The following is a 20,825-nucleotide window of genomic DNA, read 5'->3' as shown; positions in this document are numbered from 1 at the left end:
ACTGATCGATCCGAAGACCAATCACCATTTACAATAATATGAAAGAACCGTGGCCCTGATTAATTATCATTTTTTGCGTTCAGATCCTGTTTCCACAGGTCGGTTACACCATCACCGTCCCGGCGCCGTTGCGAAGACGCACGGATCATCGAACGGATGGGCAAGCCATCATGGGCATCCAGCATAAATAACCGCCACAAAGACGCAAGTTCTACCTCGCCGCGTACATCCATGCGTTCGCGCGCGTCATTGCCGGCCCAGACCGCGGTGATCAGATCGGACGAGAAGCCGACATACCAGGCATCGGTTCGCCCGCCCGCCACGGTGCCGTATCCGGCAAAGGGCCGGTCAAGGCGCACTTGCGGGTCGGTGACTCTGGCATAAAGCACGTAGGATCCCTGGATCGCCTCGTCAGTCAGGCGTTTTTCCGTTTCCGGGTTTTCAACGCGCTGATAGATCGGAATCGATCTCGGATCGTCGGTATAGGATACGCTGTTGATCAGGGTGATCATGGGCGGTTTGCCGGAATTCTGCGGCAGGGCATGAATGGCGGCAATGTCGCTTACGGTGACCGGATCAAGACCGACGACGGTTCGGATATCGGTCGAAAGCGGGCTTTTGATGCCGATATTGCGGGCATATTCGCGCACATTGAGCAGCCCGTAATGATCGGCCAGATTGGTCGGCACCGTGTTGACATCGCGCACGAAAGCTTCGCGCAGTGATATTTGCCCCTGATATTCGTGATCGGGGTTGATCGGACGCCAGCCGCCGACCGCCATGCGGTTATCACGCACCCATTGCGCCGGGTCGCTGTTTTCATTGAGCGCATAATAATAGGTGGCGATCTTGATCATACGTCCGGCCGGGTGGCGGACCTCGGTCACGCGGTTGCGCTGGAACGGGGTGTAGTTCGCCCCGCCAATCATCGCACGGATGCGGCCTTCGGGGCTTATCGACAGCAGGCCGACCTGATCGGCACCGCGCGGTTTAAGACGCAGTTCGGAGACCTCGGCAACGATATCACGGGCCAGGTTTTGTACCTTGAGATCAATGCTTGTGACCACATCGATGTCGCGGCTGCTATAGCCGACCAGATCGGCGACTTCTTCGAGCACCATATCAACGACATAGCCCGACAGGACGTTTTCCTCGATCTGGACATCAAGCTTGGGCATGACCAGGGTCAGGGCGGAAACGCGGTCGGCTTCGATGAATTTGTATTGGCCGAGTTTGGCCAGGATTTCGTTGGCTTCGGCGGCGGTTTCACGCGGATAGAACAGCGGGTTGAATTTTTCGGGATCACTGATGGCCGCGGCAAGGACGGCGGCCTGATGCAGGGACATGCGTTCGGACGGGCTGCCATACCAGATGCGCGATGCCGCGGTGATGCCAAAAATGCCGCGCCCGACATAGCTGCGTTCAAGATAGCTGCGCAGGATGGTTTTTTTGCTGAAGCTCCATTCCAGCCACAGGGCAACCAGCACTTCCTGGAAATGGCGCCCGGCACTGTTGGCCTTGGTTTTGAAGAAGCTGCGCGCGACCTTCATGGTGATGGTCGATCCGGCCCCTTCGCGGCCGCTGAAAATCCGGGCAAAATCCGATCCCGACACCCCGAAATGATCATAGAAACCGGGGTCGGCCGCTACGACAAACACGTTCTGGACCCGTTCGGGCAGGGTGGTCAGCGAGACATCCTGACTGTAATGGCCCTTGATGGTTTCAAGCAGCGCCCCGTCATAGCCGAGAATGCGGATTTCGGGGCTTCTGATCATGTTGCGGCTCAGATCCAGATTGGACTGGATCGAATAGCCGATGCCCAGCACGGCAAAGATCGTTACCGACAGGAAAAACCCGATCAAAAGCATCCTGCGGCGCCGAATGCGCCGACGGATGGTCCGCAATTCGCGTTCGGCGATCTGCTTCATCGCCATCTTGGCTGCTGATTGCCCGCCGCTTTGCTGTTCGTCGTCTTCTTCTGCCACGCCGAAATCCCGATTGTTTGCCCGTGTTTTATATTGTTCCCCGACAGTAAAACGCCAAGCTGTTAAGAAAATACTTTAACCGCTGGTTTTGCAGACAATTTCAGTCGAACCCGACAGCACCCTAATACCAGCAATATAACCCCGCCCGAAACAAGCCGGTTCAAACAAAACAGGACGCCCCGAAGGACGTCCTGTTTGATAGTCGCGATCACACTATATTCCAGACAGTGTCATGCACAGCCAATGTCCGGGCCCGTGCCCTGTCATCAACCGGCAAAAGACAGCTGGACCTTGACCGATTTGCTGCGGTCACGGGCGATGTCGAAGGCTTCTTTGGCGGTTTCAAGCGCGAAGGTCTGGGTGATGATCGGGGTGACGTCGATGGCGCCGCTGTCAATCATTGCCACCGCCTGGGCAAATTCGGTATGGAAGCGGAAAGTACCGGTGATGGTGATTTCCTTGGCGACCAGCGGGTTGAACGGTACGGGCATTTCACCGGCCACACCGACCTGCACCAGAATGCCTTGCGGGCGGAGGGTGCTGATGGCGGTGCGCAGGGCGGCTGGCGCGGCCGAGCATTCAAGACAGACGTCAAACTGGCCTTTGTCCTGTTCATAGGGGGTCAGTTCATCAGCGGCCTTGGCAATATTGATCGTGCGGGTCGCCCCCATTTTGCGGGCCACATCAAGGGCGAAATCCTGCAAGTCGGTGACGACGATTTCGCTGGCACCCGCGGCCTTGGCCGCCGCCGCACAAAGCGTTCCGATCGGCCCCGCCCCGGTGATCAGGACTTTCTTGCCAGCAAGATCACCCGCCCGGGCAACCGCATGCAAACAGACCGCAAGCGGTTCGGCACAGGCCGCCGCCCCGATATCGGTGTGATCCCCAACAGCAAGGCACTGGTCCTGGCGCACATTGACCAGATCCCGGAATGCGCCCTGGATATGGGGCATCGGCATGGCCGAGCCGAAGAATTTCATGTTCAGGCAATGCTGTTGCAGGTTTTTCTGGCAATAGGAGCAGATGCCGCACGGGTGGCTTGGATTGATCGCCACTTTCTGGCCGACTGTCAGACCGCTTGCATCCGGCCCCAAGGCAACAACCGTCCCGGCAGCTTCGTGACCAAGGATGATCGGCTGGCGCACGCGGATCTGACCGATCCCGCCTTCGAAATAGTAATGCATGTCCGATCCACAGACACCACCAGCCCCGACACGGACCAGAACTTCGTCCCCGACCGGGTCCGGCGTTGCTTCGGTTTCAATGCGCAGGTCGTCCTGACCGTAAAGGCGGCAAACACGGGTTTGCATAAAGAGTTACTCCATCAGGGACGGCAGCCAGGTTGACAGCGCCGGAATGTAGGACACAAGAAACAGGATCGCGATATTGGTCAGCAGGAACGGCGCCAGCGCCCGGATCACGGTGGTGACCGGTGCCTTTGCAATATTGGCACAGATGAACATGCAAATGCCGACCGGCGGCGTCGTCAGACCGATCATCAGGTTCAGAACCGCAAACACCGCGAAATGGATCGGATCGACGCCAACATTGGTCGCAAGCGTCAGAAGCGGAACAAACAGAATGATCAGGGCCGCGATCGTTTCCATGAACATGCCGACAATCAGCAACACCAGATTGATCAGCAGGATCACGACATATTTGTTGTCGGTCACAGACAGGACCGCATCGGAAATCATTTGCGGGATGCGTTCGGACACCAGAATCCAGCCAAACACATTGGCAAGACCGACCAGTGCAAGAATGGCCGCCGCCGTTACCGCACTGTCGATGATGATTTTGGGCACCTTGCGCAGAGGCAATTCGCGATAGATGAAACAGCCGACAATCAGGGCATAGAGGCTGGCAATCACCGCGGTTTCGGTCGGGGTGACGATGCCACTGAGCAAGCCGCCAACGATAAGCGCCGTCATGGCAAGCGCCCAGAAGGCACCGGCAAAGGACCGCGCCAGTTCACCGAACCCTTGCCAGGGCTGATGGGGGAAATTGCGGCGCACGGCAATGATGTAGCAGGTCACCATCATCGCAAGCCCCATCAGGATGCCCGGAATGGCACCAGCAATGAACATCTTGCCAACCGAAATGCCCGACAGCGCGCCGACAATGATCATCGGCATGCTGGGCGGAATGATCGGACCAACGGTCGAGGATGCGGCAGTGACGGCCGCCGAAAATGCCGGGGTATAGCCCGCCCGCACCATGCCCGGGATCATCATCCCGCCAATGGAGGCGGCATCGGCAACTGCGGTTCCGGAAATACCGCCAAACAGCATCGACCCGGTAACGTTGGTCAGGCCAAGCCCGCCGCGCATCCAGCCGACCATGGCATTGGCAAATCGCACAATGCGCGGGGTAATGCCGCCGCCATTCATCAGGTTACCGGCCAGAATAAAGCCCGGGATACACAGCAGAACAAACACATCCATCCCGGCAAACAGTTTTTGCGGGATCACGACAAGCGGGATGCCTTCGAGCAGAAGATAGCACAGCGATGACAGGCCCAATGTGACAGCAACCGGAAGACCGATGATCAGACCAAGGGCAAAAACGCCAAATAGAATTGCGAGGCTCATGGGAAGTCCTTTGTCGTATCTTCGGGCTTGCCGTCAGAAACACCGGCAATGATCCGTATCATCCGCAGCACTGCAAACAGGCCGAGCACGACAAGCAGAATGAAAACGGTGGCGTGAATGAAATCCATGCGCACACCCAGGGCGGGCGAGGTCTGAAGCACCCCGATTGACACAAACATCCATGCCGGGGACAGCAAGATCAGACAGAAGGCAGCGGTGATCGCGGCCGATATGAATGTCAGGGCACGCTGAACCCGAAGCGGCAGCATTTCACAGACAATGTCGACATTGACCAGTTCGCCGTTACGGAACGACAACCCCACCCCGAAGGCCGCCAGAAACAGCAATGTGTGGCGTGTCAGTTCTTCGGTCCAGACCGGTGAACTGGGCAGGAAGGTTCGGGAAAAGACCTGTATCAGGACCGTGCAAATCAGAATGCCGAAAGCGGCCCCGGTTCCGATCCGGCACAGGGCAATGATGGATGCGTATAGTCTGGCAAAAAGCACGTTACGTCCCCGTCGAAGAAAGGTCCGGTCGCTTTATGGCGACCGGACCGGCAGCAATCAGTTCGCGAAAAGATTTTCGACGATCGGGCGGATTTCGTCGGAAACATTCGCAAGAACAGCGTCTTTTGCCTTCTGGGCGAAGGCCTGGGTGTCGACATCGACAAAGGTCATGCCCTTGGCCTGAAGTTCCTTGGTCAGGCGTTCTTCATCGGCCGTAAACAGGTCGCGTTCAAAGGCCTGCGCGCGTTTCGCGGCTTCCATGACTGCGTCCTTGTCGGCATCCGAAAGCTTGTTCCAGGTGATTTCGGAAATGGTCAGATAGATCCAGGACCGCACATGTTCGGTCTTGTTAACAAACTTCTGAACTTCGTTGAAGCTTGCGGAATCGATCAGGGCCAACGGGTTTTCCTGGGCATCAATGGTGCCGGCCTGAAGCGAGGTGAAGACTTCGGAGAATGCCATCGGGGTCGGCTGTGCGCCCAGCGATTTCCAGACATCAACGAAAAGCGGCACGTTCGGCACGCGAAGTTTCAGGCCGTTCAGATCATCCGGGCTTTTGATTTCGCGGTTCGAGGTCAGGTTACGCGGACCACGGGCGAAATAGGCAATCGGGCGGATACGGGCTTTTTCGATGATCTGCTGTTCGATCTGGTCACCGATTTCGCCACTGGCGACGGCGTCCATATCTTCGAGCGTCGGATAGGCATAAGGCACGGCAAGAAGGGCGGCCATCGGTGCCCAGTTCTGAAGGCTTTCACCGGTGATGGTCATATCGACCGATCCGAGCTGCATGCCGTTGATCAGGTCGATTTCCTTGCCAAGGGTTTCGTTGGGGAAAACCTGCACATCAATACGACCGTCGGTCAAAGACGACAGTTCTTCACCAAACTTCACGGCGGCCTTGTGCCAGGCATTTTGCTCGTTGGCGAGATGACCGAGTTTGAGGGTCATTTCCGCAGCCATTGCGGAACTGCCCATCATCATGGCGGCAACGCCGGCAAGCATCAGTTTCTTGGTCGTTTTTTTAAGCATCGTTTCCTCCCTGTTCGGTTGATGCCTTAGGGCGACAACGCGGTACTGGCGTTGTCAAAAAGCTCCGTTCTGGAGCGGGCAATATCAGGCAGCGTATGCAGAATTTCGCGAAGATGTTCACGCATGGCTGCACTGGCGGCTTCGCAATCCCGTGACTGGATTGCCGAAACAATTCGAACGTGCTGCTCGATGATTTCATTCATCGGGAACTGGAAATAACTGAGGTAGCGCACCCGATCGAGCTGGGCGCGCACATCCTCGACCACCTTCCAGGCATAGGTCTTGCCCGCCGCTTCGGCGAGGCAACGATGGAAATCATGATCGAGTGTCAGAAAAGAGCGCGCATCGCCCTGCATGGCCTTGCGCTGGTCGGCGATCAACTGTTCAAGCCGGGCCAGAAAGGCGTCATCGGGCTCTTTGGCGACGAAACGCGCAATGTCGGCTTCGATGGCTTCGCGGACGAAACGGGCATCAAGAACCGCCGCAACCGAGATTTTGCGAACATAGGTTCCGCGTTGCGGGCGAACTTCCAGAAGTCCTTCGTCGGCGAGCTTGATGAAGGCTTCGCGCACCGGCTGGCGGCTGACATTGAAATGTTTGGCGAGTTCGGCTTCGGAAAGGCGCACGCCGGGCAGCAGGTCGGTACACACGATCCGTTCGCGAATAATGCGATGGATCTGCGGGCCTACCGCCTGATCTTGCGTTATCTCCCAGTCCTTTTGTTCAGGATCACCCATCAATCTCTCCTTGCCTTCCTGATCGTTAATGCATACTACCATACTAGTCAACAAAATTGTAGCGTGATACGCTTTACGTTCTTTATAGTCGGTGTTGATAACACCATGCCAATACAGAGAGAAACAGATGAAACAAACCTGGAGATGGTTCGGACCGCGCGATCTGGTCAGCATTGACGATATATGCCAGGCCGGGGCGCATGGCGTGGTTTCCGCCCTGCACCACATTCCCAGCGGTGCGGTCTGGACACCCGACGAGATTGCCAAACGCCATCGCGAAATCGCGACCATGAAAGATGGCGCACCGTCCGGTCTGACCTGGGATGTTGTTGAAAGTCTTCCGGTTTCCGAATCGATCAAACGCCAGGTCGGCCCGTGGCGCGACCATATCGCGGCCTATAAGGAAAGCCTGCGCAATCTGGCGGCATCGGGCATCAGCATCGTCTGTTACAACTTCATGCCGGTTCTTGACTGGACACGCACCCATCTGAACTGGCGGCTGTCAAATGGCGCGACCTGCATGCGCTTTGACCTGTTTGATTTTGTCGCGTTTGATCTGTTCATCCTGGCGCGCGCCGGTGCCGAAAATGACTATGGTGCCGACATCATTGCCGAGGCAAAGACCCGCTTTGACGCCATGAGCGACACGCGCCGCGCCGAACTGGAACGGACCGTTGCCTTTGGCCTGCCCGGATCGGTCGAGAACCTGTCGCTTGATGATCTGCGCGAGCTTCTTGCGACCTATGCCGATATTGATGCCGATACCCTGCGTGCCAATCTGGTGGCGTTTCTTGAAGAAGTCGTGCCGGTCGCGCGTGAAGTCGGCATTCGCATGTGCTGCCACCCGGATGATCCGCCCTTTGCGTTGCTCGGTCTTCCGCGCATCATGTCGACCGAAGATGATTATGCATTCATCATGAAGGCCGTCGATATTGCGGAAAACGGCATTACCCTGTGTTCCGGGTCGCTTGGCGTCCATCCGGGCAATGATTTGCCGGGCATGATGAAGCGTTGGGGTGATCGCGTGCACTTCATCCATCTGCGCAATACCAAACGCGAAACCGAAGGCCTGCCTTGCAGTTTCCATGAAGCCGAACATCTGGATGGCGATACCGACATGGTTGCCCTGATCGAGCAGATCCTGCGTGAAGAAGCATCGCGCAAGGCAGCCGGTCGTGCGGACTGGAACATTCCGATGCGCCCCGATCATGGCCATGACATCCTTGATGATCTTAACCGCAAGGGACAGCCGGGATATCCGGCGATCGGACGCCTGAAAGGCCTGGCTGAATTGCGCGGTGTGATGACCGCCCTGTCGGCACGCTTTGACAAGCTTGGGGGATAAGGGATGACACAGTCCGGCTTGTCGGAGATGACGTTGCAAGATGCCTTGGCCAAATCAGGCATCGTTCATATCGGTATCGGCGCGTTCCACCGGGCCCATCAGGCGGTTTACACCGATGCCGCCATGGCGGCCAAGGGTGGCGACTGGCACATTATCGGGGTCAGTTTGCGCAGCACCGACATTGTCGATGCGCTGAATGCACAGAATTGCGCATTCACGGTGATCGAACGTCATCCCGATGGACCAAAAGCCCGCCGGATCACCAGCATGTCGCACGCCATTGCGGCGGCGCGCGATGTCATGCCGGTTCTTGCGGCCCTTGCCGATCCGGCGATCCGGATTGTGACCATCACGGTGACCGAAAAGGCCTATGGCATTGATCGGCAATCGGGCCGGATTCAGAACGATCATCCGGCGATCCGTCATGATCTGGACCATCCCGACAGGCCGTCGGGACTGGTCGGGATTCTTGTGGCCGGACTGAAAAGCCGCAAGGATGCCGGCATGCGGCCCTTCACGGTTCTGTCCTGTGACAATCTTCCGGCCAATGGCAAGTTGCTGCGTGCCGGTGTGATTGATTTTGCCAACCGGATCGACCCGGAACTGGGCGACTGGATTTCGCAAAATGTGTCCTTCCCGTCCACCATGGTCGACCGTATTACCCCGGCATCAACCAAGACCACATATGACGATGCCAAGACCCTGACCGGTGTCGACGACCCGGCCGCGATCGAAACCGAACCCTTTTCGCAATGGGTGATCGAGGATGATTTCCCCGATGGTCGTCCCGCCTGGGAAGAAGCCGGTGCGATTGTTGTGGCCGATGTCGAACCGTTCGAGGACATGAAACTTCGCATGCTTAATGGCAGTCATTCGCTGATTGCCTATCTTGGGCAGCTTGGCGGGTATCGCTATGTCCGCGATGCCATGGCAAATGACAATTTCGCCGGTCTTGTCGCACGGCATATGCAAAATGCGGCTGCGACCATGGCGCCGCTGGCCGTGATTGATTTTGCCCGCTATGGCGCGGAACTGACCGAGCGGTTCCGCAACCCCGAAATCGCCCATGAAACCCGCCAGATCGCCATGGACGGGACCGAAAAACTGCCGCAGCGCATCTTTGCCCCGGTATGTGATCTGGCAGCCGACAGCCGTCATCGCGGCACATTCGCGCTGTGTTTCGCAGCCTGGATTGCCTTTGTGCAAGGCCAGATCAATCCGGCCACCCCCGGTGAAAACAGCCGCCTGCCCGACGATCCGCGGGCAGACGAAATTGCCGAACGCATCGGCAGCGTACAAGATGCGGCAGACCTTTATGACCGGCTGGCAAGCCTTCCGGGATGGATGCCCCGACAGCTTTGTGATGATGCGTCCTGGCGCAAGGCGGTAATCAGCCGTCTTGTGATGTTGCTAACCGATGGCGCAGACGCCGCCATCCGCCATGAGCTTGACCAATGAGTGCAAAACGGTTTGTCGCCATTGGCGAATGCATGATCGAAATGTCGGGCGGCGGTGACGGCAACTGGAAAATGGGGATTGCCGGCGATACCCTTAATACCGCCTGGCATTTCCGCAATGCCACCGATCCGAGCGACTGGCAGGTCGGCTATGTCACTGCCCTTGGCGATGACCGATATTCCCGACGCATTGCCGATTTCATTGCCGATGCCGGGATTGATACCAGCGCCATCCAGCGCCTGGCCGGAAATCGTCCGGGCCTTTACCTGATTGATCAGGAAAAGGGGGACCGTGTCTTTACGTATTGGCGGGAAAATTCCGCCGCCCGTAAAATGGCCGATGACATCGCCGCACTTCGCGCCGGATGCGAGGGGGCGGATGTGATTTATCTTTCGGGGATCACGTTGGCGATCCTCGATACGGACAGCCGGGCCGCGCTAATTGAGATCATCAAACAACAACCGACACATACCCGCATTGCCTTTGACCCCAATATCCGCCCGGCCCTTTGGGAAGATCGCGATATTTGCAAAACGGTATTGTCAGAGGTCGCGGCCCTTTCAGACATCATTCTGCCAAGCTTTGATGACGAGGCGGCCCTGTTCGGGGATGCATCGCCACAGGAAACAGTCGCGCGATATCGTGACCTTGGCGTGGGCGAGGTCGTGGTTAAAAATGGCAGTGCTCCATGCCATTTCCTGCAAGATGGTCAGGCGACAAGCCTTGATACGCCGGGCGTTTCAAATGTGGTGGATGCGACAGGTGCCGGTGATTCCTTTAACGCCGCATTCCTGGCCGCCCGATTTGGCGGCGCTGAACCAGCCGATGCCGTGCGCCACGGACAGGCCCTGTCAGCCAAGGTCATCCAGACACATGGCGCGTTGTTCAGGAACCAGGGTTAATTCGCTGGAACAAATCGGCCAAAGCTGGTCGGCAAAGGGGACTGCTTTGGCGTGACGGGTACGGGGCATTGTTGCGGCCGTGACGCCGGGCTTGAATGCCGTGCGGATATTGACACTGTTCTGAAGGCCATCGGATAGCGTGGGTGCGATATCTGGCCCACCAACGAAGATGGCAACAAAGACATTACCGGCATCCCTGTCGGCGGGCGTTTGAGGTGATTGGCAAGATACCCTGCATCATCTTTCAGACAAAGAAACGGGTCCGATATCGGACCCGTTTCCGGACTGAGGACGCATCGGCCAGGGAGACATGACGTGTAAAACCGTGCGCACCCAATCCAGTCGATCCAGTCAGTCCGTTCACTGTGGTGCGGCACCAAAGCCCGCGCCTTTTGCCCGGCTGAGACTGACGGTTGTGAAATCATGGCCTGGTGGTATTTGACCAAGGGTCTCCGGCCCGACATCGGCCAGTCTTGGATGTTTGCGATCCTTGTCGGAAATGACCGCCTGCTGACCATACAATTGCCAGTCGATGCCAAGATCCGGATCGTTCCAGGCAATCCCGCGATCATGTTCCGGACTGTAATAGTTTGACGCCTTGTACATGACGTGGGTGTCGGGTTGCAGGGTTTTGAAGCCGTGTGCAAAGCCATCCGGAATCCAGAGCTGGTACCAGTTTTCCGCGCTGAGTTCGATCTTGATATGCTGACCAAACGTTGGCGATCGCGGTCGGATGTCGACTGCAACGTCAAGAATTGCGCCTTTTGTGACGCGGACCAGCTTGCCCTGGGCATAGGGGCTGGTCTGGAAATGCAGACCGCGAATGGTGTTGATCGGAACGCTGATCGACTGGTTTTCCTGTACCAGATCGATATCCCCCACTACTTCGCGAAAATCATCATGACGGAAGGTTTCGGCAAAAACACCGCGCTTGTCCCGATGCCGGGTGGGGATAAACAGAACCGGACCTTCGATATCAAATTCGTCAAATTCCACAGTCATCGTTCATTACTCCTTGATCGAGATCGGAACACGGATCAACTGGCGCGGGACACGCCACCGGTCCTTGTAGGGTTTGGGCACAAGACGGACGAAAACAAGGGATGCATTGTCATCAACCGTGCCAAACAAACGGTCTGTGCTGTCTTCATCAATAATGGATGGATAGGCGGCAAAGGGGTCGCCATCGCCAGCATCACGCCTTAGCGGCTGGCGATAGAGCAGCCTGGGCTCGGACCAGTTTTTCAGATCCGTCGAGGTCGAATAGAAGAACCCGGCGATGTCGGGTTCGCCCTTTTTGCGCATACGGTGAAGGTACACCGTGATGAAACTGTTGGTGGCTTCATGACGAACCAAACCGCGGATCGATGACACACCAACCGGCCCGACGCGCGCACATTCGGTTTCGCGAACCGACCATCCCTGATCGGTCAGGGTTGCGGCCCGTTCAAAATCCGACCCGTTCCAGACGTCCCATTGCTTGGGATCATCAATCGGCGCCCGCACCAGACAGTTGCGCGATTCTTCCCAGTTATCCGCCCGACGCCAGACAATGGCGTAATAGTAGTTCTGCCAGGAAATGATGTTGGTGACCGTGACATAGCTTGGCGCGCGCGTGCGATCATCGCGATAGGCTTGTGGCGGCGGAAACGGCGCGTGACGGGGCGGATTACCCAGATATTCAAAGGTCTTGCCCCCGTCACCGGATTTCAGTGTGACCAGACCGTTGATCCAGCAATCGGTACGTTTGGTGCCCCCCTTGCAGGGCATATCATGGCGATAGGGCATGAAACTGGCACTGCCCAACGCATAGACATTGCGCCCGTCGCGCGTATAGATCGCCTGAAGCCAGGTTCGGTCATCAAGAAGTTCCGGCACCGCCTTGCCCGCTGCCTTGAACCGGCTGTCGCAATCGGGCTTGAGGCTGTTAAAGCCATATCCGACAAAAGCGCGGTTCTGAAAGTTCGGCGCGAACAGTACCATTTTGCCCTGATCATTGCGGAAGGCACGGGCCGGGGAATCTGGCAGATGATGGTTGTCACACCCGGTGACATCGCTGTCAAAAATGACGGTTTCCGGCCCCGAGACGGTCACTTCGGCGGCCCGTAAGTCCGGGTTCCAGCCAAGCATTCCCCCGACCGACAAACCGATCAGGAATGCCGTCAGTCCGGTGATGCGTTTTGATAAGTGCCGCTTTTGCAATGTCTTACCCGTCACGGTTGGTAGTGGAATGTGGAAATTTGGTGCGTGGCGTTACTGGGGGCCGCCACGCACCAGACACAGCAAGGTCACGCCGCTTCTGCGACATATGGGGCCGGGGTACTGCCCAGACGGTGCGCCATGCTGTTTTCTTCAAGGAAGTTTTTCAGATCACCGAAGCGCTTCTGATAGGTCTTTTCGAACAAGTCGAAATCGGCCTTATCCCAGGCTTCCTCGAACGAGAATTTGTCCATATAGCGACCATCAACGAACGGAATACCAAGTGTTCTGACAAATTCGCGGGTGCGCGTGTCATATGTGACATAAAGAGCCGGAACTTCGTTGGCCAGGGCCAGCAAATTGCCATGCAGGCGATATCCGGTCACCGCATCCAGATTTTGTTCGGCACGTTCAAAATCCGCGACACTTTCAAACACCGAAAGCGATGATTTATAAAGTTCGACCAGCGGATCGCCGGGACCGTAAATCCATTTTTCCGCGGTCAGTTTTTTGATCGCATCAGCCATGACAGATGCGTCATTTTCGACCTGTTTGGAGCGCGCGTAATAGATCTGCTTTTCTTCAAGTTCGCCCGCGCACAGGATTTCGGTGTCATAGCGTTCGGCCAGGGTGCGCAACATATAACGTTGCTGTGTCTGGAAACCGTGTGTCTTGCGGCGCAGGGTAAAGCCAAGCCTGTTGATCGATGATGCATCCACCCGGCGCAATTTCAGTTCCGGTTTGCAATGGCGGAATGCAGTCGGGCAGCCAAAAATGCGGACATTCCTGATGCCGATCGAATTCAGTGCCTTCTTTGACAGATTGCCACGCACGCCAATTGATGCCGAACGGTCTGCGACAAGCTGCAAGAACCGTCTGGTTGAGTCATTGACATATTGGTCGGAATTGTCGGGTACCTGAACCCCAATCCCAAAGGCAATCACCGGCACCTTGGTCTTTTCCAGAACCGTTGTGATCGGGTCCCATTGACCGTTGGTGTTGATATAGTTCGACCCGCGCAAAAAGATGTAATCAAGCTGATTTATCTTTTCGATCTGGGTTTCCGACAGATTGCCGTCTGCGGGCACATAAATCGGGAAAAGTTCCGAATAATCAAGGATGCGCAGCGACGAGTCATAGACAAAGCAGTCACCAATATTGGTGAAAAGCGTCTTTGCCTTTTCAGGCGCATTATAGGTATGGGTGACAACACCCAGATTGCCTTCGACGCGGCCCGCAGGCATCAGCACGCCAATGCGCGGTTTGCGCCCCCCGGTAGGGAGTTTCGGTTCCATCATATATCTCCTGCTGGTGGTTCGTGTCATTTTTGACGTTGGTTCGAACCGTTGCTCGTGTTTGGTAATGCAGGTCTTGCGATATGTGCCTAAGCCGCGTTGACTTCGCGTGTTTTAAGGCTTTGTTCCCAATCAAGGGCATGGCGGACGATGACTTCGAGATCATCATGAACCGGGACCCAGCCCAGTTTTTCACGAATACGATCGGCACCGGCGACAAGGGATTGCGGATCACCCGGGCGGCGTTCCGCCAGATCAACGCTGAAATCGACACCGGAAACCTTTTTGACCGCACCGATCACTTCACGCACCGAGAAGCCGCGACCATAGCCGCAATTCATCACGTCGCTTTCGCCACCGCGCTCAAGATATTCAAGCGCAAGGACATGGGCATTGGCGAGGTCGGATACATGGATGTAATCGCGAATGCAGGTACCATCCGGGGTTTGGTAATCCTCGCCATAAATGGCCATTTGCGGGCGGACACCTGTTGCGGTCTGGCTGGCGATCTTGATCAGATGGGTTGCCTTGCGCGATGTTTGCCCTGCACGGCCTTTGGGGTCGGCCCCGGCAACATTGAAATAGCGCAGCGCGACATAATTGAAATCATGGGCAATTGCCGCGTCAGCCAACATCTTTTCGGTCATCATTTTTGAGGTGCCATAAGGCGAGATCGGCTTGAGCGCGAAATCCTCGTTAATCGGGGTGGCATTTGGTTCGCCGTAAACGCCCGCGGTCGAGGAAAAGATGAAATGCCTGATGCCGCTATCGACGGCCGCCTGTAAAAGCGCGCGCGAATTGACCGTGTTGTTGCGGTAATATTCCAGCGGATAGATGACCGAGTCCGGCACAATGATCGACCCGGCGAAATGCATGATCGCTGTTACGTCATGTTCATCGATAATGCGACGCACCAGATCTTCGTCGCCGCAATCACCTTCAACAAAGGCTGCCCCGGCTGGTACTGCCCATCGATGTCCCTGCGTTAGATTATCAAGCACAACCACATCGCGCCCACCATCGAGAAGGGCCAGTGCTGCGTGACTACCGATATATCCTGCGCCACCTGTTACAAGTACAGTCATTGCCGTGTCTCCTTATTGATGTTGCCTGTTGCTCATCAGGCTGATCTTTGGAAGTAGCTGCGTCTGACCATTCCGATCCGGAACAGCCAGACGGCAGTACCGGATGTGATCACGCGACCTTTCGTTGCGGCTGCGTGTCAGCTTTCATGACATCGACCATCTTGTGGTCGATATTGTTCTCGGTCAGGAACTGCGCCATTTCGCGGTAGGTCTGGAACCAGGCACGGTTGAACTTGTCGAACAGGTCCTGATTCCAGTAATCCTCAAGCACGAATTCCTTTTTCGAGAACACGTCATAGGACGGGATCTGATAGGTTTCGGCGAATTCGACGGTGCGGCTGTCATAGGTGAAGTAAATCGACGGAACACCGTTTGACAGCGCCATCAGATTGCCGTGCAGACGATAGCCCAGCACGCAATCCTTGGTGCGCACCAGATCCTCGTAATCGGAAACAACATCGGAATAGAAAAGCTTCTCGCGATAGAGACGTTCCATCGTGTCATCGAGATACCAGTTCTTGACCCAGTCGTTGTTTTTGAGCGCCTGCATGGCTTCTTCACGCTGGATGTTGCTGCCAAAGACCAGTTTCTTTTCTTCGGGTTCGCCCTGCGCCATCAGGGTGATGTCATCAAACCGGCCAGCCAGATGTTTGACCAGATCGCGATGGAAGGTCAGATAACGCTTGATGTCCTGCGCGTAGGCCGGGGAGACTTCGCGGCGCAGGGTAATGCCGACATTTTTCACGCTATCAAGGGATGGCAGTTTGATGCGCATGTCGGGATTGTTTTGCCGGAACGCGGTCGGGCAGCCGACAATACGCACATTGGTAATGCCAAGATCCCAAAGAACCTGTGCGGTATAGGCCCCGCGCACACCGATGGATGTGGTGGAATCGGCCATCATGCGCAAAACCGTCTTGGTCTGTTCGGACAGCTCGATCTTGCCTTTGACCGGCGCCTGCGCACCGATACCAAAGCCCAGAACCGGTAATTTCAACCGCTTGAGGACATCAATGGTGTTACGCCAATCCATGTCGGAATGGATGTAGTTCGAGCCGCGCAGGAAGACATAATCATATTCCTCGCGAAGGCGATCGATGTCTTCCATTTTGGGATCGGCAATCGGCAGAACGCCAAGTTTGTCGTAATTCATCAGCTTGAGCGATGAGTCAAAGACAAAGGCATCACCGATATTGTGGTAGTGATTGATGCTCTTTTGAACATCCTGATAGTTGTACCATCGGACGCAGTCGTGGTCGTAGACTTCGCCTGACGGGATCATTACGAGAACGCGCGCCATGTTGTCTCTCCTTGGTTGATCACGTTTTTGTTCTGAATTCATGCCGTGCTAGCCACGGTTTGCGGGCGCGCAGCCTTTGCAGACATACGGCGCACTTCCAGAACCTCCCGATACTGCGCGAGATGTTGCTCGGCGCATTCCTGATAGGTCGTCACGCTTGGTATTCCCTCGCGCATCCGATCCCAGATCTTGTTGTCGCTAAGGACTTCGATCATCCGATCGGCAAGGTCTTCGGCACTTCCGACCCGGAAATGCAGACCATTCACGCCATCGGTGATTTTTTCGGCCATGCCGCCAATGTTTGAGCAAATCATCGGCCGCCCGTGGAAGAAGGCTTCCTGGATCACGACGGGCGAGTTTTCCCACCAGATAGATGGAATGATCGTCCAGTCGGCGAGCTCCATCAGCTTGGGCATTTCGGTATTCTGATAGGCGCCGTAAAAGCGCACGCGCTCGCCGGCCTTTTCAATCAGGTCATGGACCTTGTCCTGATATTCCCTGGGTTGGCGATCAAGGTTGCCGCCAAAGATCATCAGCCGCGCATCATCGCCCCAGATTTCATCAGGCACACGCCCGACCGCATCCAGAAGGATGTCAGCCCCTTTGAACATCGTGAGCTGCCCGAAAAAGGCAAAGCGCGACCGGCGGGGCTGGGTTTTGGACAGAGGGCGGTCTTTGGCACGCTGATCGATGTCGAGACCATTTTCGATCACCGACATCTTTTCGGCCTTCATGCCCCAGTCAATGAAACGGTTGGCAAGAAATTCACTGGGCGACACATAGTGATCAGCCAGTTCCAGCATGGCCTTGATGAAGCGTTCGCGCCGAAGAAATGATGCGGGCGAGATGTTCGGGAAACAGCCGTTGCAGTCAATCGGGCTTGCACGATTGCACAGCTTGGTTCCGCCGCTTTTGATCATCTGCCCGTGATTGTGGCAGATCGTCAAAAACTCGTGGAAGGTAAAGAAAATCGCGGTTTCCGGCAGTGCTTCGCGAATGGCATAGATGGTTTCCAGCCCAAGCCCGAGATAGTGATGGAAATGCACCACATCGGGTTCGTAATCCTTCACAAAGCGCAGGAAATCCCGGTCGATTTCATCGGTACTGCCATTCGACAGAAGAAAATGATCATAGTTTTCCGCGTGATAAAGGATTTCGTTTTCCTTTTGACGCAGGCTCATCAGGGCCGAGGCCCCGTGACGCGGGACCGGGTTGCCAACGCGGGCCAGATAGAAGCTTTCGACCCCGTCAAGGGCGTTCAGCCCTTTGTGCAGGTTATAGGAGGCCACTTCGGCCCCGCCCAGCGAGATGCTGGGATGGCCGTGCGAAATAACGAGGACACGTAAATCAGTCGACGGCATTGTTGTGGCTCCGCAAATTTGAAACGACCAATGACCAGCGGCGGTCAAACGCCCAGCGGTCAAGACGATTGGAAAGTTCCTCCCAGGCAGGGGCTGTACTTATGGATTGTTCGCTGCCCAGTACTTCGACGTCGGGGATCCAGTAGGATGGCGTGCCCGCCATGCGCAGTTTCAACGCAAGATCGAGACTTTTTTCCCCCGGCCCGATATAGCCACGGGTAAAGCCGTTGCTGTCCTTGAAGGCCTCGCGCGGCAGAATGCAGCATTCCAGGGTTCCGGCGCTGACTTCGCTGGGTTCGGCATCAGCAAGCACCGCGCATGGATAGCCGACATACCGGTCCGACAGATACTGACCGCCATTGGCGTTGCTGTTGATCCAGGTCCCGGCCCAGCGGACAGAATCGTCTTCAAACAGAATGGTTGGCGAAACGAGAACCTTGCTGCCGCGTTTGCTGTAAGCGGCCAGCAACTGATCAAACCAGCCATCATCACGCGGCAGAATATGCGCCGATACCAGCCCGACTGTTTCGGAGCTGGTGGCATCGACACCAACTTCGAGCGCATCGCAATAATCTTCGACGCCTTCGGCGAACACGATCCGGGTGTTAAGTTTGTAGAAGGCCGCAAGACGCAGGATTTCACTGCCGACCTGATCGAAACTTTCGACCGGACCGGCAATCACAATCGGCAGATGCCGGGTCGCGCTATCAAGTCCCAGAAGGGCAATGGTGACGCCGATATCATTGATCGTGTCATCGACCCCGACCACAAGGGTCACCGGCGCGTTTTCTTCAAAATCCCCGATATCGTGAATATCGACCGCATAGGGGCGTTGTGCTGTCATGGACTGCAACATCGGGCCGAACTGACGTTCGATACTGTTTGACGCCGTCACCGAGCGCGGATCAAGCGATGGCAAAACCCGTGAAAGCGCCTGACGGGCCGAAGCCCGCGTCGGGTTCAGCGGACAGTAGGCCGGGAAAGCATCACGGATCCCCAGTTCAAGATAGGTTGCCTGATCGGATGGCGGGGTGGCTTCCAGCGGACAAAACACCAGAAAGCCGTGATTGTTGCGGGCCGGGTTCATCGCGGAAAACATCGGATCATTGGCAAAGGCATCGGTCACATCAGCGCGTGACTGACGCGTCCAGTGGTCATCAATGCGCACGACTTCACCACCGACACGCAGTGACACATTCTCGACGGCACGGTCGGGATCCAGCATCCAGCCGGAAATCAATATCCCGCTGCCTTCGATCAGAAGAGAGAAATCAATCCCGATGCGAACCGGGCGATCCAGTTCCGAAACTGTGTCGCGACCATCAAAACGATGTGCGGCCATTTTAAGGGTATGGAGGATTTTTTCCGGCGCACGCACACGATCAAGAACCGAACGAATATGGGCCGGGACATCGGGTGGGGCTACCAGAACGCGGTGCTGGTAAACTTCGATCGAGTACCAGGTTTCGCGCCCGCGGAAATAAACCCGTTTGAGTTTTTTCGGATTGATCGGCTTGTTACCAAGCAACAGGCCGGTGACACCCGATGCCTCGTCACCGAGATCATCGCGCTGGAAATCTGCGCTGGTCAGTTCTGCCAGCACCGGGGACTCTTCCATGGCGATGACACGGGTGCGCCCGGTGGGGAAGCCGCTTGACCAGCCCTGGATATAAACATCACCTTCTTCGAGCCCGCCCAGAACTTCGATAAAGCCGTTGCTGCGTGCGGCACTTTGCACAAGTGCGGCCACCTTGCTCAGGCGTTTTTTATCCGGATCACCGGCAAGCAGGGCCTCGATCAAACCATCAATCACGGTCGCAAAAGCCGGGCCGGACTGATCGGCGACGGCGGACAGGATCGCTTCGATACGTTGCTGGCGGCTATCAATCCGGTATTCACGCGGTTTGCCAGCCCCACTGAACAGGGCGGTTTTCAAACGGCGCGCGGAAACATTTTTCATCGGTAAAAGCGCGACAAAACCATAGGCGTTTTCGGGTTCCGCATCGTGGCGGCGCCATGAAATGATGGATGCCTGAACTTTGGCGTCGGACTGACTGTTAAGGTAGATATCAATCGTTGCCGGCAGGGCATTCCCGACCCCGACCATCAGCGCCAGACTGTCATCGACCAAGGCGGCGACAACAGTTCTGCCATCAAGTGGCATGCCATTCTGTTCTGTCATTAACCGGCCTCCTTGTATTTGCGCATATGCGTTAAAGCGGATAGGTGCGATGCCATGGTGATCACCAGACGAAGGCGCCGATCGCCAATCCGGCCGTTACACCGATCAGGCAGGACAGGATTAGCAACGGGGTTTTGAGATCATTGGTGTGGCGTGCGGTCAGAACAGAAAGGCGTTCGTCAAACCCGCCCAGCGATTTGTCAAAGCGCACCAGAAAGACTTCGAGTTCATCCACCCGGCTTGACAGTTCTTCCTGACCGGTACGGACCAGTTTCACGCCTGCTTCGATACCGTCATCGGCCGAGGCAAGTTCATCCATGCGTTTCGATGCACTGACCAGACGTTTGGCGGCTTCGCGTTGCCCGTTTTGCAGGATGTGCTGTGCCGCAAGCAGCCGGTCCAGCCGGTCCAGAATCTTGCCAAGCGGTGCATTCAGCGCAGTGTGGGCTTCCTGTTCGCTTTGGGTCGGGATACGCAGTGTGATTTCGTCCTTGGTGCCGGGCATGACGGCACAGACAGAAAGGCTGTCGACACTGGCAACAGCTGCATCAGGCAATTCCACCTCGAATGCGTGCTTTCCATCGCCGATACCATTGCGGCGCAAATCGACGCGTTCATTTTCGGCCGTCTCGCGCAGCAATGCATGGCCGTTAAGGCGCACGACCACCTCGATCCGGGCGTCCGGGTTTTGCGGCGACCAGACCCAGCCATAGAGCCGGTTCCGGTCAATGGCATCGACCCGCCCTTCCAGGGTCGGCGCAGGTTGCTCGGCGTCTTGTGCAACACTCGGCGCCGGGGTTTCTTCCATCGTCTGTTTTTCAGCAACAGCCATAGCGGCCTCCTTGTT

The 20,825-nt window shown here is 56.4% G+C and carries 17 protein-coding genes; 3 read left to right on the top strand and 14 right to left on the bottom strand.

Features of this window, described 5'->3' with window-relative positions; translation table 11 throughout:
• Positions 1-59: 59 nt before the first annotated feature.
• The 6 genes from WA429_RS14635 to WA429_RS14610 all read right to left on the bottom strand — a co-directional run bounded on the left by WA429_RS14635 (position 60) and on the right by WA429_RS14610 (position 6,851).
• Entirely contained in the window at positions 60-1,985 is a 1,926-nt protein-coding gene (locus tag WA429_RS14635) for a transglycosylase domain-containing protein (protein WP_287464713.1), read from the bottom strand.
• Between the two features lie 266 nt (positions 1,986-2,251).
• Positions 2,252-3,295 (bottom strand): L-idonate 5-dehydrogenase, encoded by a 1,044-nt coding sequence (locus WA429_RS14630; protein ID WP_287464712.1) that lies wholly within the window; start codon positions 3,293-3,295, stop codon positions 2,252-2,254.
• A 6-nt stretch (positions 3,296-3,301) separates the two neighbouring features.
• Positions 3,302-4,576 carry a TRAP transporter large permease gene (locus tag WA429_RS14625; protein ID WP_101246873.1) on the bottom strand — a complete coding sequence of 425 codons (1,275 nt, stop codon included), beginning with the start codon at positions 4,574-4,576 and terminating at the stop codon, positions 3,302-3,304.
• Positions 4,573-5,082 carry a TRAP transporter small permease gene (locus tag WA429_RS14620; protein WP_101246872.1) on the bottom strand — a complete coding sequence of 170 codons (510 nt, stop codon included), beginning with the start codon at positions 5,080-5,082 and terminating at the stop codon, positions 4,573-4,575. The genes WA429_RS14625 and WA429_RS14620 overlap by 4 nt, the downstream gene beginning before the upstream one ends.
• Positions 5,083-5,139: 57 nt before the next feature.
• Entirely contained in the window at positions 5,140-6,114 is a 975-nt protein-coding gene (locus WA429_RS14615; protein WP_101246871.1) for a TRAP transporter substrate-binding protein, read from the bottom strand.
• 26 nt (positions 6,115-6,140) lie between these two features.
• Entirely contained in the window at positions 6,141-6,851 is a 711-nt protein-coding gene (locus WA429_RS14610; RefSeq protein WP_101246870.1) for a GntR family transcriptional regulator, read from the bottom strand.
• Between the two features lie 127 nt (positions 6,852-6,978).
• Here WA429_RS14610 and uxuA point away from each other — a divergent pair, with 127 nt between their 5' ends.
• The 3 genes from uxuA to WA429_RS14595 are packed head-to-tail and all read left to right on the top strand — an operon-like array spanning position 6,979 to position 10,556.
• Positions 6,979-8,196: a mannonate dehydratase gene (gene uxuA, locus WA429_RS14605; RefSeq protein WP_287464710.1), complete on the top strand. Its 1,218-nt coding sequence runs from the start codon at positions 6,979-6,981 to the stop codon at positions 8,194-8,196.
• Between the two features lie 27 nt (positions 8,197-8,223).
• Positions 8,224-9,654, top strand: a complete 1,431-nt coding sequence (locus tag WA429_RS14600; RefSeq protein WP_287464708.1) for a mannitol dehydrogenase family protein — start codon at positions 8,224-8,226, stop codon at positions 9,652-9,654.
• Positions 9,651-10,556 carry a sugar kinase gene (locus WA429_RS14595; RefSeq protein WP_287464706.1) on the top strand — a complete coding sequence of 302 codons (906 nt, stop codon included), beginning with the start codon at positions 9,651-9,653 and terminating at the stop codon, positions 10,554-10,556. The genes WA429_RS14600 and WA429_RS14595 overlap by 4 nt, the downstream gene beginning before the upstream one ends.
• Positions 10,557-10,916: 360 nt before the next feature.
• Here the strand turns inward: WA429_RS14595 and rfbC are convergent, their stop codons facing one another.
• The 8 genes from rfbC to WA429_RS14555 form a co-directional block, all read right to left on the bottom strand.
• Positions 10,917-11,558, bottom strand: coding sequence for a dTDP-4-dehydrorhamnose 3,5-epimerase (rfbC, locus tag WA429_RS14590; RefSeq protein ID WP_206926355.1), 642 nt, complete (start codon positions 11,556-11,558; stop codon positions 10,917-10,919).
• 6 nt (positions 11,559-11,564) lie between these two features.
• Positions 11,565-12,758 (bottom strand): hypothetical protein, encoded by a 1,194-nt coding sequence (locus tag WA429_RS14585; RefSeq protein WP_287464704.1) that lies wholly within the window; start codon positions 12,756-12,758, stop codon positions 11,565-11,567.
• An 86-nt stretch (positions 12,759-12,844) separates the two neighbouring features.
• Positions 12,845-14,050 carry a polysaccharide pyruvyl transferase family protein gene (locus WA429_RS14580; RefSeq protein WP_287464702.1) on the bottom strand — a complete coding sequence of 402 codons (1,206 nt, stop codon included), beginning with the start codon at positions 14,048-14,050 and terminating at the stop codon, positions 12,845-12,847.
• A gap of 89 nt (positions 14,051-14,139) precedes the next feature.
• Positions 14,140-15,135 (bottom strand): UDP-glucose 4-epimerase GalE, encoded by a 996-nt coding sequence (gene galE / locus WA429_RS14575; RefSeq protein ID WP_101246865.1) that lies wholly within the window; start codon positions 15,133-15,135, stop codon positions 14,140-14,142.
• A 109-nt stretch (positions 15,136-15,244) separates the two neighbouring features.
• A complete protein-coding gene (locus tag WA429_RS14570; protein ID WP_101246864.1) occupies positions 15,245-16,435 on the bottom strand; it encodes a polysaccharide pyruvyl transferase family protein in 1,191 nt (396 codons plus the stop codon).
• 38 nt (positions 16,436-16,473) lie between these two features.
• Entirely contained in the window at positions 16,474-17,796 is a 1,323-nt protein-coding gene (locus WA429_RS14565) for a glycosyltransferase family 4 protein (RefSeq protein ID WP_228195011.1), read from the bottom strand.
• Positions 17,783-19,978, bottom strand: a complete 2,196-nt coding sequence (locus WA429_RS14560; RefSeq protein ID WP_287464700.1) for a glycosyltransferase family 2 protein — start codon at positions 19,976-19,978, stop codon at positions 17,783-17,785. Before WA429_RS14560 ends, WA429_RS14565 begins: the two co-directional genes overlap by 14 nt.
• 61 nt (positions 19,979-20,039) lie before the next feature.
• Entirely contained in the window at positions 20,040-20,810 is a 771-nt protein-coding gene (locus tag WA429_RS14555; RefSeq protein ID WP_228195009.1) for a hypothetical protein, read from the bottom strand.
• Between the last annotated feature and the right edge of the window lie 15 nt (positions 20,811-20,825).

The sequence above is a fragment of the Thalassospira sp. CH_XMU1420-2 genome (assembly GCF_037029325.1).
Classification (GTDB): domain Bacteria; phylum Pseudomonadota; class Alphaproteobacteria; order Rhodospirillales; family Thalassospiraceae; genus Thalassospira; species Thalassospira povalilytica.
Note: the sequence above shows the minus strand (reverse complement) of the source record. Positions and strands in the feature narration are given on the sequence as shown.